The sequence below is a fragment of the Ruegeria sp. L12 genome, assembly GCF_056531745.1.
In genome coordinates, this window is record NZ_JBQFMH010000001.1 from 248357 (window position 1) to 262212 (window position 13856).

Consider the following 13856-nt stretch of genomic DNA (forward strand, 5'->3'; position numbering starts at 1 on the left):
GATTGAAAAGTGAAATAAAATGAACCACTTCCTCGACATCCACAAAACCGACGCCACAGCCTTGCGGGGCATGATCGATCAGGCCAGCGCGATGAAGCAGGCCCGTCTGGGCCGCCCCAAAGCGGCGCCGGACGATGATCAGGCCCTCAAAGACCGCATGGTCGCGCTGATCTTCGAAAAACCCTCGACCCGGACCCGCGTGTCCTTTGACGTCGGCGTGCGCCAGATGGGCGGGCAGACCATGGTGCTGTCGGGCAAGGACATGCAGCTGGGCCACGGCGAAACCATCGCCGATACCGCCCGGGTACTGTCGCGCTATGTTGACATGATCATGATCCGCACCTTCGACGAAACCATCCTGACCGAGATGGCGGAATATTCGGACGTGCCGGTGATCAACGGCCTGACCGACCGCACCCATCCCTGCCAGATCATGGCCGACGTGCTGACCTTCGAGGAACATCGCGGCCCCATCGCGGGCAAAAAGGTGGTCTGGACCGGAGACGGCAACAATGTCTGCGCCTCGTTCCTGCACGCCGCCGGTCAGTTTGGCTTTGATCTAACCTTCACCGGCCCTGCGCAATTTGACCCAGAAGAAGAATTCATGGGCTTCGCCCGCCAGAAGGGTTCGAAAATCACGATCGAGCGGGACCCGTACAAAGCGGTCGAAGGCGCCGATCTGGTGGTCGCCGACACCTGGGTTTCGATGCATGACAGCCAATCCGCCAAGGAACGCCGCCACAACATGCTGCGCCCCTATCAGGTAAACACCGACCTCATGTCCCACGCCAAACCCGACGCGCTGTTCATGCACTGCCTGCCTGCGCATCGCGAGGAAGAGGCCACCTCCGAGGTCATGGACGGCCCCAACTCGGTCATCTTCGACGAGGCCGAGAACCGGTTGCACGCGCAAAAGGCGGTCATGCGCTGGTGTCTGGGCGTCTGAGACACACTGAAAATACCGAGAGAGCCAAATGGCTCTCTTGCATCTCGGAGCCTCCCATGCCGCACGTTACCCTTGAATTCTCTGCAGGTCTTGAGCAGTCTTATGATTTTCAAGACATCTGCGAACAGCTTTATACCGTTCTCGCCGGGCATGAAGAATTTGACCCGCCAACGCTCAAAATCCGCGCCGCCCCGGTTCCGTTTTCTCGCATCGGGACCGAACCGCAGACCTTCGTTCATGCCACGCTATTGCTGATGAAGGGCCGGGATGAGACGACACGCGCCGAGCTCAATACGATCATTCTGGACTTTCTGGCTAAGACAATGCCCGAGGTCGGCAGCATTACTGTGCGGGATGTTGAAATGACCCGCACAACCTATGCCAAACGTCTATCAGATTGATGTTGATCCGGTAGCGCGCATCGGGTGTCTAACGCCTGATCTCCCAAACCCTCATTTTGGCAAGCGTGGCGGCGCTCGCCAAAACCACCAGCGTGCAGAGCGCGGCTTTGGTCATGACCTCCATCGTGCCTTCGATCAGCAGCGCATGCACGACGCTGCCCAGAATGGTCACCACGGCCAAACTGGCATGACCCAACCGCCAGACCCGGAACCTCGGGTTCAGGCGTTGGCGCAATACCCCCATCAAAGCTGCGCCAAACCCCGCCCACATCGCGGTCACGCCCCACACCGAAAACGGTGTCGGAGAGCGGAACAACAGCGCATCCACCACATCCGGCGGGCTGGTGATCCACAATCCACCCACGTGGAGAACGATGGCGGCGGCAAGCGCCAGACCGCACCGCCTGTGCCATTGACGGCTGCGCATCGGCGACAGGCTGGGCAACCAGCGCCCGACCAGCAACGGCTGCATCAGCAGCAGGCACATCCCCACGATGCCCGCAAACCCGGCGAGGATATAAATCGGCGCGCGCCATGCCAGATAAGGGCTGAACGCCGCCGCGATGACCGGCACCAACAGGGCGGTGCTCAACGCCGCCCAGATCGCAACGCGCCTCAGCACCCGTCAGACAGGCTGTAAAACAAAATGCGCGGCAAGGGTCTTGTCACGCGCGCTCGACATCACCGGTCGCAGAAACACCGTCTCGAATTCGCCGCTGTCATAGGCCAGATGCCCATGCGGCTGACCAAAGGCGGGCACGATCTGTGGCATCTCCAGACGGAAGGCCCCATTGGAATCCGTCAGGGTCGCGCCATGACTCTGCGGGTCGCGCTCGTGCCCTTCGGTCGTATGCGCCCAGATCTGGATACGCTGGCCGGGCAGGGGGGCTCCGTCGCCCGCGCGCCGCACGGTGCCGGTCATCCAGAACCCGCCACGGCCGATGCGGTCGACGATCGGCGCGCCGGGGCGATAATTGTTCGATCCGCCGCGCATGGACGAGGTCGGCGCAAGTCCTGCTGCCCGCACGGGCATGTTCAGACCGGCTGCGCCGAGCGCAGCAAAACTGCCCGCCGTGATCAGCGCGTTGCGACGGGTAAGAAGAACGTGCGACATGGGCGGGTCTCCTTTCGATAACGGCTTGCTGTCAGTCTGATCTTCAACCTAGCACGTTTGTCGCAAAATCCGAGCTCGGGCGGCCTGAAGAACAGGTCATTCCATCACCGTCTCGTGAGCGCTGCCGCCGGTTACCCGTTGGTCTGCACCGTGTATGTGCACCTGTGCGCTATGTTCATCAGGAAATCGCCCTATACTCAACATTATCAAACACACAAATGCCTAAGCGAGATCCACGATGAGCTGGAACCCAACCCACACCCCCGATTGCCAGTCCGAGAACCCCGCGCTGGACGCGCTGATCATCCCCCGCGCCCGCGATCTGGGCGGGTTCGAGGTGCGCCGCGCACTGCCCTCCGTCAAACGGCAGCTGGTCGGCCCGTTCATCTTCTTCGATCAGATGGGCCCGGCTGAATTCATCACCGAAGGCGGCATCGACGTCCGCCCGCACCCTCATATCGGCCTCGGCACCGTGACTTACCTGTATCAGGGTGAATTCGAGCACCGCGACAGCCTTGGCACCCACCAGATGATCTATCCCGGCGAGGTCAACTGGATGGTCGCAGGCCGCGGCGTCACCCATTCCGAACGCACCAGCGATGCAACGCGCGGCAAGAAACACAGCCTGTTCGGCATCCAGACATGGATTGCCTTGCCCGAAGCGCATGAGGATATGACCCCTGATTTCGAGCACCACAAACAAGCCGCGCTGCCCCATATTCAGGACACCGGCGTCAGCGCCCGCCTGATCCTCGGCTCGGCCTATGGCGAATCCAGCCCGGTCACCATGCTGTCCGAGACCTTCTATCTCGACGTCCAACTCGATCCGGGTGCCTCCTTCCCGCTGCCCGACAACCATGAGGACCGGGGGGTTTATGTCACCGAAGGATCTGTCGAAATCGCAGGCGACAGTTTCGACACCGGCCGCATGATGGTGTTCCGCCCCGGCGACCCGCTCTCGGTCAAGGCCGGGCCATCGGGCGCGCGGTTGATGTTGCTGGGCGGCGCCACCCTGAACGAGGATCGCTATATCTGGTGGAATTTCGTTTCATCCTCGAAGGAAAAGATCGAAGCCGCCACCCGCGAATGGAAAACCGCCGACTGGGCCAACGGGGCATTCCAGCTGCCGTCCGGGGACGATCAGGACTTCATCGCGATATCAGAAGAACTCGAACGCACCCGCCCAAGACGGGCCCGTGTCTGACTTCACGCCGCATCACGCGACCCTGCAAACCATCCCTGAAACACCAATCGAGGGTTCAGGGGCGAAACGCCCTTGCTTCATCTGGCCATAAATATCCCGGAGCGCGAGGCAGAGCCTCGCAAAACCCCAGGGTTCAACCAAACGCCGTCAGTACCCAGAAAATCACCGCCGACATCAGCGCCGCCGCCGGAACGGTAATCACCCAGGCAGCCACGATGGTCATGAAGTGCGACCGCCGCACCAGCTTGCGCCGCCGATGCTCTTCCCGCGCCAGCCGCAGCTCGGCCGGACGCTGACGGTTCGAGTATTTCCACCGCCGGTCCGCATGCCATTCGCGATAGAAGCCCACACCAAACACCGCGCCCACTGCGATATGGGTCGAACTGACGGGCAGTCCCAGCCAGCTTGCCACGATCACGGTGATCGCCGCCGACAGCGCCACGCAGAAGGCGCGCATCGGATTCAGCTTGGTGATCTGGCTGCCGACCATGCGGATCAGCTTGGGCCCGAACAGGAACAGACCGAACGAGATGCCAAAGGCTCCGATCACCATGACCCAAGTCGGGATTGAAACTTTCGAGGCGAAATCACCGAACTCTGCCGCATGTACGATGGCGGCCAGCGGTCCCACCGCGTTGGCCACATCATTGGCCCCATGGGCAAAGCTCAAAAACGTGGCCGAGATCACCAGCGGCAGCCCGAACAGCGTTTTCAATGAACGGGTGCGGTTCTCCAACCCCTCGGATTTGCGCCGCACCCAGGGCACGGTTACGGCCCAGGCCAAACCGCCTGCGGCAAGACCGATCAGCAGCGCCATCTGCAGATCGATCTTGACGATCCGCTTCAGCCCCTTGACTGCAAGATAGGTTGCAAAGGCCCCGGCCATCACCGCGACCAGAATGGGCACCCAGCGGCGTGCCGCCGCGATCTTGTCTTCCTGATACTGGATTTTGGTCTTGATCAGCGCCAGAAACCCGGCCGCGATCACCCCGCCCAGAACCGGCGAGATCACCCAGCTGGCTGCAATCGCACCCATCGTGCCCCAGCTGACCGCGCTCAGCCCCGCTGCGGCGATGCCCGCGCCCATCACGCCGCCCACAACCGAATGCGTGGTCGATACCGGTGCGCCAACCCAGGTGGCCAGATTGACCCACAGCGCCGACGAAATCAGCGCCGCCATCATCGCCCAGATGAACACGTTGCTGTTCTGCACCGACATCGGGTCGATGATCCCCTTGGAGATGGTCGAGACCACATCGCCCCCCGCCAGCAGCGCGCCCGCGCTTTCGGCGATGGCGGCGATCAGGATCGCGCCGCCCATGGTCAGGGCATTTGCGCCCACTGCCGGGCCCATGTTGTTGGCCACGTCATTGGCGCCGATGTTGATCGCCATATAAGCCCCGAACGCGGCTGCCGCGGCAACGATCAGCCCGCCATCGGCTTGTCCGAACAGCACCGCCGCTGCCAACCCCGCCAAGGCGATGAAGGCCAGCGCGATGCCGGGGCCCAGCAATGGACGGGCCACATGGGCATTGGCGTGTTCAACGCGCGAGATACGGTGAAGATCGGTGTCCAGCGCGTGCCAGCGGGTTTCGGGAGTCGGATCAGACATCGGTTTGCAGTGCCTATGTGTTTCAGCACGTGCCGCTACCCCGTTCGTGACAGGTCAGCAACTGGAGTCATGAAGATTTTACAATATTGTTACATTCGGCGCAGCAAATCACGCAATTCGGGTTCCTGCACCCGCTCTGCCGCGACCTCAGGCGTTACCCAGCATCGTTTGCGCTGATCCGCTTCGGGATAGTCCTCGGCCAGTTCACTCACCTGAATGCGATAAACGCTGGTCAGCACCTGCTGCGCCGAACCATCTTTCAGAATCTTGTCATACGAGAACTGGCCAACCGGCTCTTTCCGCACGTCCGAGGCCCGGACACCGGCCTCTTCCCATGCTTCCTGCAGCGCGGTTTCGGCCCCGTCCAGCCCGTCAATGGGCCAGCCCTTGGGAATGATCCAGCGTCCGGTATCGCGGCTGGTGATCAGCAGAACATCCTCACCTGACCCCGCGTTTCGGGTGCACAGTGCCGCAACCTGTACCCGGCTGGGGCGCAGGAACAAGGGTCTAGCGACCTCTTCCCAGATATTACGCAACCATTTCGTCATCTATCGCCTGCTCGGACGTGTTTATTCTTATTTCGAGACCTTAAGTAATTATGTATAGCGCATTTATCAATAACACCGCCGAGATATGCGTGTTCATGACCGAATAGCCGGTTAATGTGATGAATTTGCGGCTATTTCATCGAATTTCCGGTGAAAACTGGTCAAATCCCGCAGCTACGAGAGCGATTATCAATCCTTGCGCCGTTTCGCCCGCAGGGTCGGGTCGGCCTGTGTCGGGTCCTCGGGCCAGGGGTGTTTGGGATATTGCGCCCGCATGTCCTTGCGCACATCCGCATAGGATCCCGCCCAGAAACCAGGCAGATCACGCGTGATCTGAATGGGGCGCTGCGCCGGGGACAGCAGGGTGATCTTCAACGGCTCGCGTCCCACCACCGGATGCTGCGTCACTCCGAACAGCTCCTGCAATCGGACCGAGATTTCCGGCACCGCGCCGCCATAGTCGATCGGCACCTTGCGGCCCAAAGGCGTCACGAATGATCCCGGCGCACGCCGGTCCAGTTCCTGCGTCTGTGTCCAATCAAGCCGGGCGCGCAGCGCGGGCAGCAGGTCAAAACGCTTCCAGTCTTCGGCGTTGCGCACGCCCGACAGCATCGGCAGCAGCCACTCCTCCACCCCGTCCAGCAATCCCTGTTCCGAGAAATCGGGCAGGTCGGCCCCGCCTGCGCGCACCAGCTCGACCCGCGCCGCCAACCGGGCCGAGGCGCCCTGCAGCCGTATCCCCAGATCGCGCACCCCGTCCAGCATCGCCTGTGCAATCCTGTCCTCGGGCACGTCCTTCCAGATGCGGTCGTCCAGCGTGATCGCCCCGAACCGCTCCTGCCGCCGGGCCACCACGCGGCGTTCGCGTTTGGACCAGTCACAGCTGTCGACCCATTCGATCTGATCGCCGAACAGATCGCGGATTTCACCCTCGGTGATCTGCGCCGCCATCCGCACCCGTGCCTCGCGCGGATTTCCATCCGTATCCGTCACCACCAGATAAGGCGCGGCTGCCAGCGTATCGTCGCCCTCCAGCACAACGCCCTTGCCGCCCGACAGCACATGGCGCGGAACATCGCCCTTGCGCCGCTGTCCGATCCGGTCGGGATATGCCAGCGCCGCCATCATGGCCGGGTTCAGATCGCCCCCAACTGTGGCCTGCGCCCGCAGCCGCTTGGCCTCGGCCTTGATCCGGTCCAATGCGCCCGGATTGACCTGCCAGACCCGGTTGCGCTGAAACGCCCGCAGGTCCCGCATCGCCTCCAGCCGCAGCGACAGATCGACCGGGGCCCCCCGGAGCGGGTCCCGTTCCGCCATCAGCGCCGCCAGCGGCGCGGCGTCCGGCCCGGCCTGCACCAGCATATGCCCCAAACGCGGATGCAGGGGCAGCGCCGCCAGCGCCCGTCCATGATCCGTGATCCGCCCGTTGCCATCCAAAGCGCCCAGCATCCGCAGCAAACCGCGTGCCTCGGCCATCGTTCCCTCGGGCGGCGACGTCAGGAACGCCAGATCCCCCGGCTCTGCGCCCCACAGCGCCAGTTCCAGCGCCAGCCCGGTCAGGTCGGCCGCCTCGATCTCGGCAGGCGGGTAGGTGGCCAATGCGCCTTCTTCGCCCTTGGCCCACAGGCGATAGCACACCCCTTCGGCCACACGGCCCGCACGACCCGCGCGCTGGGTGGCCTCGGCCCGCGTCACACGCTCGGTCACCAGCCGCGACATGCCCGAGCCCGGATCGAACCGCGCCCGCCGCGCCTGTCCCATATCCACCACCACGCGGATGTCGGGAATGGTCAGCGAGGTTTCGGCTATCGACGTGGCCAGCACCACCTTGCGCCCCCGTTCAACCGGCGCAATGGCTGCGCGCTGGGCGGCAAAGGGCAGGGCGCCGAACAGAGGCCGCAGGGCGCAGGTGTCGGGCAAGCGACGGCTCAGCGCCGCCTCGGCGCGGCGGATTTCACCCTCGCCGGGCAGAAAGACCAGCATCCCGCCGTCTGTTTCCCGTTCAGCCTGCACCACCAGATCGACCAGCGCATCCAGCCGCCGCGCCTGCACGCCCAAGGGCCGCTCCAGCCAGCGGGTCTCGACCGGATAGCTGCGCCCTTCGGACGTCACTAACGGCGCATCCATCAACCGGCCCACCGGTTCGGCGTCCAGCGTGGCGGACATGGCCAGCAGGATCAGGTCATCGCGCAGCGCGCCGGTCACCTCAAGACATAGCGCAAGCCCCAGATCGGCGTTCAGGGAGCGTTCGTGGAATTCATCGAAAATCACCGCGCCGACGCCGGGCAGATCGGGCTCGGACTGCAGCATCCGGGTCAGAATGCCCTCGGTCACCACCTCGATCCGCGTCGCCTTCGACAGCTTTACTTCACCGCGCACACGATAGCCGACGGTCCGTCCCACCGGCTCACCCAACGTCTCGGCCATGCGCTCGGCGGCGGCGCGTGCGGCCAGCCGCCGGGGTTCCAGCATCACGATCCGGCCTTCGCACAGCCCCGCCTGCAATATCTCCAGCGGCACCCGCGTGGTCTTGCCCGCACCCGGGGGCGCCTGCAGCACTGCGCGCCCATGGCCGCGCAGAGCGTTCAGAAGGTCAGGAATGGCGTCATCGATGGGCAAGCGGGTCATATCGCCTTATCGCCAAAGCCCCCGCCAAGGTCCAGCACCCCGGGATGCGTCAGAGTTGGGGCTGGACAAACCGGTGCATCGCCCCTCATCTAAGGCAAATTCCAGCCGGGGGCTTACCCATGAACACTGCCGAGCTTGGCGACAGGATCTTGAACGGAGACCGCAGGGCACTGGCCCGCGCGATCACCCTGGTCGAAAGCGGACGCGCCGACCATCGCGCGCAGGCCACCGCGCTGCTCGATCAATTGGCCAAGGCCGGGCGTCAGTCGCTGCGCATTGGCCTGTCGGGTACGCCTGGCGTGGGCAAATCCACCTTCATCGAAAGCTTCGGCATGATGCTGACGGGGCAGGGGCTGCGCGTTGCGGTGCTGGCGGTCGACCCCAGTTCGGCCCGGTCGGGCGGCTCGATCCTGGGCGACAAAACCCGGATGGAGCGTCTGAGCCGTGAGAGAAACGCCTTTATCCGTCCCTCTCCCAGTCAAAGCCACCTTGGCGGGGTCGCCCGCCGCACGCGCGAGGCCATCGCGCTGTGCGAAGCGGCGGGGTTCGATGTGGTGCTGATCGAGACCGTCGGTGTTGGACAGTCGGAAACCGTGGTGGCCGAGATGTCTGACCTGTTCCTGCTGCTGCTTGCGCCTGCGGGCGGGGATGAGTTGCAGGGCGTCAAGCGCGGGATCATGGAGATGGCGGATATCATCCTGATCAACAAGGCCGATGGCGACCTCAAGGCCACGGCCACCCGCACCTGCGCCGATTACGCAGGCGCGCTGCGCCTGCTGCGCAAACGTCCGCAAGACCCCGAAGGGTTTCCCAAGGCCATGACCGTCTCGGCGGTTGAAGAACACGGGCTGGATCAGGCATGGGCCGAGATGCAGGAGCTGACCGCATGGCGGCGCGAGGCCGGGCACTGGACCGGCAACCGCGCCGCACAGGCCCAGTATTGGTTCGAGCAGGAAGTCCGCACCGCCCTGCTGGCCCGCCTGTCGACCGCGCAATCCCGTGCCGAGATGCAGCGCCTCGGGGCCGAGGTCAGCGACGGGCATCTCAGCCCCTCAGCCGCCGCTGAACAGATGCTCAGCACGCTGATGCCGGAACGGGCCTGACCGGTCATCCGACGCGTTTTGTTGGGCGGGCTTTATTCCCAGGATGCGTATGGAATGTGCGTGCCTCGTTTGAAGAGCGGCAAACCTCTGTCGCTAGGCCCGGTGATGTAGGCGAAAAGGAAATCCATGCGCAGGTAAAGATTTCGCTGCAGCCGTCTTGACCCTAGTCGCGATTCCCACTACACGCATCCAACCAGTTTTCGGGCGCGACCACGGGTTGCGCCCCTTGTGATTTGGCCGCGGGTCTTGTACCCGGCCTCCAGAAACAAAGGAAGAAACCATGTCGCGCCGTTGCGAACTGACCGGAAAAGGCCCGATGACTGGCAACAATGTCAGCCACGCCAAAAACAGAACTCGTCGTCGTTTTCTGCCCAACCTGAACGACGTCACCCTGCAGTCGGAAACCCTGGGCCGTGGCGTCAAGCTGCGCATCTCGGCGGCTGCCCTGCGCTCGGTTGACCACCGCGGTGGTCTGGACGCGTTCCTGGCCAAAGCCAAGGACGATGAGCTGTCGGCGAACGCTCTGAAAGTGAAGAAAGAAATCGCCAAGGCACAAGCTACGGCCTAAGCGCTTTCTCACGCAAGAATTCAGCCCTGCACCCTGCGGTGCGGGGCTTTTCTTTTTGCGGTCGATACTTGCGCAGGCGATTGTTCCTGGGATAGCGATAAAATGACCTGTTTCGTGACGTTGTTCACAGAACGCCCGCTGAATATCGCATATGTTTATGCTTATTCATGTTGAGGGGGTCATCATGTCAATTAAAGCAAAGAAATTACTGTTGTTGTTGCCAAGGTCGCTTGCCAAGGCCGTAATCCGCTGCACCCGCATGCAGCGCCGAGTGAATCGTCTGCATACGGGGATGAATGCCGAGGCGATCAGGTCGCCGAAAGGCTAAGCCGGGCCATACTGTCTCAGCCATTGCTTTCCGCTTGAAGCGGGTTCAGCGCGAGGCGTATATATCAGGCTGACATGACAGGCTTTTTTCGCACATTTCTGCCTTATGCCTTGTCCCTGCTGGTGATCTTCACCGGACAGGGGCTGGCTGCGTCGCGCGGCATGGATCGCGCGGTGGGGCAGATGGTGCTGTGCACCGGGTCTGGGCCTGTCGTCGTCTATATGGATGACAAGGGTCAGCCGACCCGCGCACCGCATTACTGCCCGGACTATGCGCTGAACCTTCTGGGTGCGATCCACCAAGCTTCGGTCGCCATACCTCCGGCCCCGACGCGGGTGCTGCCGACACCATCTCCGCTGTCGCAGGACCTGATTGCAGCGCCGCTGCCGCGACACCCGGCCCGCGCGCCGCCGGTCTCTGCCTGATTCCAGTTTCCAAACTCTATCAGACAGTTACCAAGGAGAGGCACAATGACCCTCAAATCCACCCTGCTTGCCACCCTGACCACTCTGGCCTTTGCCACCGGCGCCATGGCTGCCGACCTGATTGTGGTTGACGATTCCTATGCCCGGTCGTCGGGCAAAACCGCGAAGGCGGGCGCGGCCTTCATGATGATCCAGAACCAGAGCGACGCAGACGACCGCCTGATCGGGGTGGAATCGGATGTGGCTGCCCGTGTGGAACTGCACACCCACAAGGTTGACGAAAACGGCGTCGCCAAGATGGTGCATGTCAAGGAAGGCTTTGCCATTCCGGCGGGCGAGACCCACATGCTGAAACGCGGCGGCGATCACGTCATGTTCATGGGTCTGAAAGCGCCTTTCGAACAGGGCGGAACCGTTCCCGTCACTCTGATCTTCGAAAATGCCGGAGAGGTCGAGGTCGAGATTCCTGTCGATCTGGAGCGTCAGGACAAAGGCGCCCACTCGAACTAACACCTGTCTTCAGGTTGTTCTACAGCCATCATCCATGTGTCAGGCCGGGCATTGCCCGGCCTGTTGCGTCAGCGGTTGACGGTTTTCATTCCCAACCGGTCGCCTGCCTTTTTGAACCGTGCGGCCAGAAAGAACATCACCACCGCCGAGGCCAGCGCGAAGAAGGCAATTGCCCAGCCCAGCGCCACCATGCCGCTGCCGGGCCAGAAGATCAGCACCAGCCCGATGATCAGCGCAAAGATGCCCGAATTGCGCACCGTCGCCCGCTCGGGGTCTTGCGGGTGCATCTGCGGCAGCGCCATCAGCGCGCCGATGGCCACGAACAGCGCCATCGCCCCCATCAGCGTAAAGGCCAGCCACGCCACCCCCTGCGGCCAGATCAGCAGCACCAGCCCGATCAGCGCGGCACCGATGCCGACACCGCCGACCAGCCCGCGCCGTCCGAATCCCAGCCAGGTCAGCGCGCCATCCAGAATCAGCAACGCCCCCACCAGTCGCAGCAGCAATGAGATGCTGCCGGTCGGCCAGAACAGCGCCGCAATCCCGATCAGACCGGCCAGAATACCGCGCAGCAGAAAGGTCCACCACAGGTTGGCCAGATTGGAACTCAGCGTATCGCGGGCGTCGATGCTGCTGTCGTCCAGGATTTCTCCGTCTTTTGGCGGTAGATCGGTCATGTCACTCACTCGGTTTTCGTTTTCGGCACCATAGACGCGAACGCGCGCTGCTGTCTGCCCTTATTACGTGCCCAGCAACCCGTCGACCCAGCGCGGTACCATCTCGGATGCAGGCCCCAGATGGACCTCATCAAAAATCCCGGCGGATGGCTCAAGGTTCAACTCGACCGTTCGCGCGCCCACGGCCCGCGCCTCCTGCACAAAGCCTGCCGCCGGATAGACCTGCCCCGAGGTTCCGATCGAGGCGAACAGAGTGGTCTCGGTCAGATGGTGGTAAATCTCATCCATGAAATAGGGCATCTCGCCGAACCAGACCACGTCGGGCCGGGCCGAGGGCTGGTGACAGGACGGGCAGGTTTCGCCGACCTCCATTTCGGGCGGCGAAGCCCAGCGATGCCCGCACGCCGCGCACAAAGCCCCGGCCAAGGTGCCATGCATATGGATCACGCGCGCGGCCCCTCCGGCCTCATGCAGGTTGTCGACATTTTGGGTGACGAGGATCACCTCTCCGGGCCAGCCGCCTTGCAGCCGGGCCAGCGCCCGATGCGCCGCATTGGGCTGCGCCTTGGCGGCCTGCACCCGGCGGGCGTTATAGAACTGATGCACCAGCGCCGGATTGCGGGCAAAGCCCTCGGGTGTGGCCACATCCTCGATCCGGTGCTGCGCCCACAGGCCACCTTCGTCGCGGAACGTGCCCAGCCCGCTTTCGGCGGAAATCCCGGCCCCGGTCAGAATGACAATCTTTTCCATACCCGCCCCACGCGCTAAACCATTCTTATGACACAGCGTATCCTATTCGTCTGCCTGGGCAATATCTGCCGGTCCCCCGCCGCCGAAGGCGCCTTTCGCGCCCGTGCCCCGCAGCACCGCACCGACAGCGCCGGAACCTCGGGCTGGCATATCGGCGATCCGCCTTACGGCCCGATGCAAAAGGCCGCCCGTGCCCGCGATATCGACCTCAGCGACCTGCGCGCCCGACAATTCGTGACCGAGGATTTCCACCGCTTCGATCTGATCATCGGCATGGACGCGGACAATATCGCCAATATCGAATCCCTGCGCCCCGACGGCAACGCCACCCCGGTCCGCCTGTTGACCGATTTCGCACCTGACAGCGGCGCGGACCACGTGCCCGACCCCTATTACACGCGCGATTTCGATGGTGCGCTGGATCTGATCGAGGTGGCGGTGAAGGGGCTTGAGACACATTTGCGGTCTTGGCGCTAGAAACTCGGGCAGGCTTGGATTGTCCAGGTTCTGTAAACACAGCGTTGCGTGAAATTTCATGTTTTTTTGCGTAATCCGCGAATTCAGACATCAATTCGCCACAATATTTCTAAAAATTGAATATGTAATGAGTAAGCAACGTCGTGTGTCTGGCGTTGGATAAGTAAACGGGTGTTGTGTCGTGAGTATTGAGTTTTTTGTGCCTACCAGTTTGGTGGCAAGTGCGTCGTACCAGCAGGGTCTGGACCGAGGGCACACCGGATTGAGTTCAGCTCTGAATCTCGTGCTGAAAAGTCTACCTTCCGATGTTCTGAAGCAACTGTCGCAAGAACTGGACGCTTGCGAACAAGCCGACGCTCCATCGTTGTTGGCCGAGAAAATATTCAAACGTGCAATCTGTGTCTATCAGGCCGGACAGCTTTTAGAGGCACGGCAGGACGCTGACGCATCGCAAGCCGGGTCGGAAATGGCCGACACATTTGCAACGTGCGCGTCAGACAATCTTACAAGACTGGTGAGTTGACCGGTTTGGCCCATCTGCACGCGCGCGTGCAGAGACTCGGTG

16 protein-coding genes are annotated in these 13856 nt (G+C 62.6%); 9 read left to right on the forward strand and 7 right to left on the reverse strand.

The features are described from left to right. Positions 1-19 precede the first annotated feature (19 nt). Entirely contained in the window at positions 20-946 is a 927-nt protein-coding gene (gene argF, locus ACR0K9_RS01185; RefSeq protein ID WP_480535886.1) for an ornithine carbamoyltransferase, read from the forward strand. A gap of 56 nt (positions 947-1002) precedes the next feature. Beyond that, positions 1003-1347 (forward strand): 5-carboxymethyl-2-hydroxymuconate Delta-isomerase, encoded by a 345-nt coding sequence (locus ACR0K9_RS01190; protein ID WP_480820096.1) that lies wholly within the window; start codon positions 1003-1005, stop codon positions 1345-1347. Between the two features lie 28 nt (positions 1348-1375). On the opposite strand, the gene ACR0K9_RS01195 is transcribed toward ACR0K9_RS01190, so the two are convergent. Together ACR0K9_RS01195 and ACR0K9_RS01200 are read right to left on the reverse strand one after the other, a co-directional pair. Then, positions 1376-1939 (reverse strand): ferric reductase-like transmembrane domain-containing protein, encoded by a 564-nt coding sequence (locus tag ACR0K9_RS01195; RefSeq protein WP_480820097.1) that lies wholly within the window; start codon positions 1937-1939, stop codon positions 1376-1378. A 33-nt stretch (positions 1940-1972) separates the two neighbouring features. Beyond that, complete coding sequence (locus ACR0K9_RS01200) at positions 1973-2461, reverse strand: twin-arginine translocation pathway signal (protein WP_480820099.1); 489 nt, start codon at positions 2459-2461, stop codon at positions 1973-1975. A 238-nt stretch (positions 2462-2699) separates the two neighbouring features. On the opposite strand from ACR0K9_RS01200, the gene ACR0K9_RS01205 reads away from it, so the two are divergent. Beyond that, a complete protein-coding gene (locus ACR0K9_RS01205; RefSeq protein ID WP_480820101.1) occupies positions 2700-3665 on the forward strand; it encodes a pirin family protein in 966 nt (321 codons plus the stop codon). A gap of 133 nt (positions 3666-3798) precedes the next feature. Here the strand turns inward: ACR0K9_RS01205 and ACR0K9_RS01210 are convergent, their stop codons facing one another. From ACR0K9_RS01210 to hrpB, 3 genes are all read right to left on the reverse strand, one after another. After that, the gene (locus ACR0K9_RS01210; RefSeq protein WP_480535893.1) at positions 3799-5277 is read right to left on the reverse strand and encodes an inorganic phosphate transporter; all 1479 of its coding nucleotides are present in this window, start codon (positions 5275-5277) and stop codon (positions 3799-3801) included. A gap of 89 nt (positions 5278-5366) precedes the next feature. Then, complete coding sequence (locus ACR0K9_RS01215; RefSeq protein WP_480535895.1) at positions 5367-5825, reverse strand: NUDIX hydrolase; 459 nt, start codon at positions 5823-5825, stop codon at positions 5367-5369. Positions 5826-6014: 189 nt separating this feature from the next. Then, the gene (hrpB, locus tag ACR0K9_RS01220; RefSeq protein ID WP_480820103.1) at positions 6015-8453 is read right to left on the reverse strand and encodes an ATP-dependent helicase HrpB; all 2439 of its coding nucleotides are present in this window, start codon (positions 8451-8453) and stop codon (positions 6015-6017) included. A gap of 119 nt (positions 8454-8572) precedes the next feature. Here hrpB and meaB point away from each other — a divergent pair, with 119 nt between their 5' ends. From meaB to ACR0K9_RS01240, 4 genes are all read left to right on the forward strand, one after another. Then, positions 8573-9556 (forward strand): methylmalonyl Co-A mutase-associated GTPase MeaB, encoded by a 984-nt coding sequence (gene meaB, locus ACR0K9_RS01225; protein ID WP_480820105.1) that lies wholly within the window; start codon positions 8573-8575, stop codon positions 9554-9556. Positions 9557-9836: 280 nt separating this feature from the next. Continuing rightward, a complete protein-coding gene (gene rpmB, locus ACR0K9_RS01230; protein WP_170362546.1) occupies positions 9837-10124 on the forward strand; it encodes a 50S ribosomal protein L28 in 288 nt (95 codons plus the stop codon). A 402-nt stretch (positions 10125-10526) separates the two neighbouring features. After that, a complete protein-coding gene (locus ACR0K9_RS01235; RefSeq protein ID WP_480820107.1) occupies positions 10527-10877 on the forward strand; it encodes a hypothetical protein in 351 nt (116 codons plus the stop codon). A 45-nt stretch (positions 10878-10922) separates the two neighbouring features. Continuing rightward, a complete protein-coding gene (locus ACR0K9_RS01240; protein ID WP_480820109.1) occupies positions 10923-11387 on the forward strand; it encodes a copper chaperone PCu(A)C in 465 nt (154 codons plus the stop codon). Positions 11388-11455: 68 nt separating this feature from the next. On the opposite strand, the gene ACR0K9_RS01245 is transcribed toward ACR0K9_RS01240, so the two are convergent. Together ACR0K9_RS01245 and ACR0K9_RS01250 are read right to left on the reverse strand one after the other, a co-directional pair. After that, positions 11456-12064 (reverse strand): HdeD family acid-resistance protein, encoded by a 609-nt coding sequence (locus tag ACR0K9_RS01245; protein WP_480820111.1) that lies wholly within the window; start codon positions 12062-12064, stop codon positions 11456-11458. Between the two features lie 63 nt (positions 12065-12127). Then, positions 12128-12814 (reverse strand): NAD-dependent deacylase, encoded by a 687-nt coding sequence (locus ACR0K9_RS01250; protein ID WP_480820113.1) that lies wholly within the window; start codon positions 12812-12814, stop codon positions 12128-12130. 27 nt (positions 12815-12841) lie between these two features. Between ACR0K9_RS01250 and ACR0K9_RS01255 the strand changes: the two genes are divergently transcribed. Both ACR0K9_RS01255 and ACR0K9_RS01260 read left to right on the forward strand, forming a co-directional pair. Continuing rightward, positions 12842-13291: a low molecular weight protein-tyrosine-phosphatase gene (locus ACR0K9_RS01255; RefSeq protein ID WP_480820115.1), complete on the forward strand. Its 450-nt coding sequence runs from the start codon at positions 12842-12844 to the stop codon at positions 13289-13291. Positions 13292-13472: 181 nt separating this feature from the next. Then, the gene (locus tag ACR0K9_RS01260; RefSeq protein WP_480820117.1) at positions 13473-13814 is read left to right on the forward strand and encodes a hypothetical protein; all 342 of its coding nucleotides are present in this window, start codon (positions 13473-13475) and stop codon (positions 13812-13814) included. Positions 13815-13856 lie beyond the last annotated feature (42 nt).

Bases quoted from the DNA above. Each gene is read 5' to 3' on its own strand.
- argF (WP_480535886.1), top strand. From the start codon at position 20: ATGAACCACTTCCTCGACATCCACAAAACCGACGCCACAGCCTTGCGG.
- rpmB (WP_170362546.1), top strand. From the start codon at position 9,837: ATGTCGCGCCGTTGCGAACTGACCGGAAAAGGCCCGATGACTGGCAAC.
- ACR0K9_RS01250 (WP_480820113.1), bottom strand. From the start codon at position 12,814: ATGGAAAAGATTGTCATTCTGACCGGGGCCGGGATTTCCGCCGAAAGC.
- ACR0K9_RS01210 (WP_480535893.1), bottom strand. From the start codon at position 5,277: ATGTCTGATCCGACTCCCGAAACCCGCTGGCACGCGCTGGACACCGAT.
- ACR0K9_RS01190 (WP_480820096.1), top strand. From the start codon at position 1,003: ATGCCGCACGTTACCCTTGAATTCTCTGCAGGTCTTGAGCAGTCTTAT.
- ACR0K9_RS01240 (WP_480820109.1), top strand. From the start codon at position 10,923: ATGACCCTCAAATCCACCCTGCTTGCCACCCTGACCACTCTGGCCTTT.
- meaB (WP_480820105.1), top strand. From the start codon at position 8,573: ATGAACACTGCCGAGCTTGGCGACAGGATCTTGAACGGAGACCGCAGG.
- hrpB (WP_480820103.1), bottom strand. From the start codon at position 8,453: ATGACCCGCTTGCCCATCGATGACGCCATTCCTGACCTTCTGAACGCT.
- ACR0K9_RS01205 (WP_480820101.1), top strand. From the start codon at position 2,700: ATGAGCTGGAACCCAACCCACACCCCCGATTGCCAGTCCGAGAACCCC.
- ACR0K9_RS01215 (WP_480535895.1), bottom strand. From the start codon at position 5,825: ATGACGAAATGGTTGCGTAATATCTGGGAAGAGGTCGCTAGACCCTTG.
- ACR0K9_RS01235 (WP_480820107.1), top strand. From the start codon at position 10,527: ATGACAGGCTTTTTTCGCACATTTCTGCCTTATGCCTTGTCCCTGCTG.
- ACR0K9_RS01255 (WP_480820115.1), top strand. From the start codon at position 12,842: ATGACACAGCGTATCCTATTCGTCTGCCTGGGCAATATCTGCCGGTCC.
- ACR0K9_RS01200 (WP_480820099.1), bottom strand. From the start codon at position 2,461: ATGTCGCACGTTCTTCTTACCCGTCGCAACGCGCTGATCACGGCGGGC.
- ACR0K9_RS01245 (WP_480820111.1), bottom strand. From the start codon at position 12,064: ATGACCGATCTACCGCCAAAAGACGGAGAAATCCTGGACGACAGCAGC.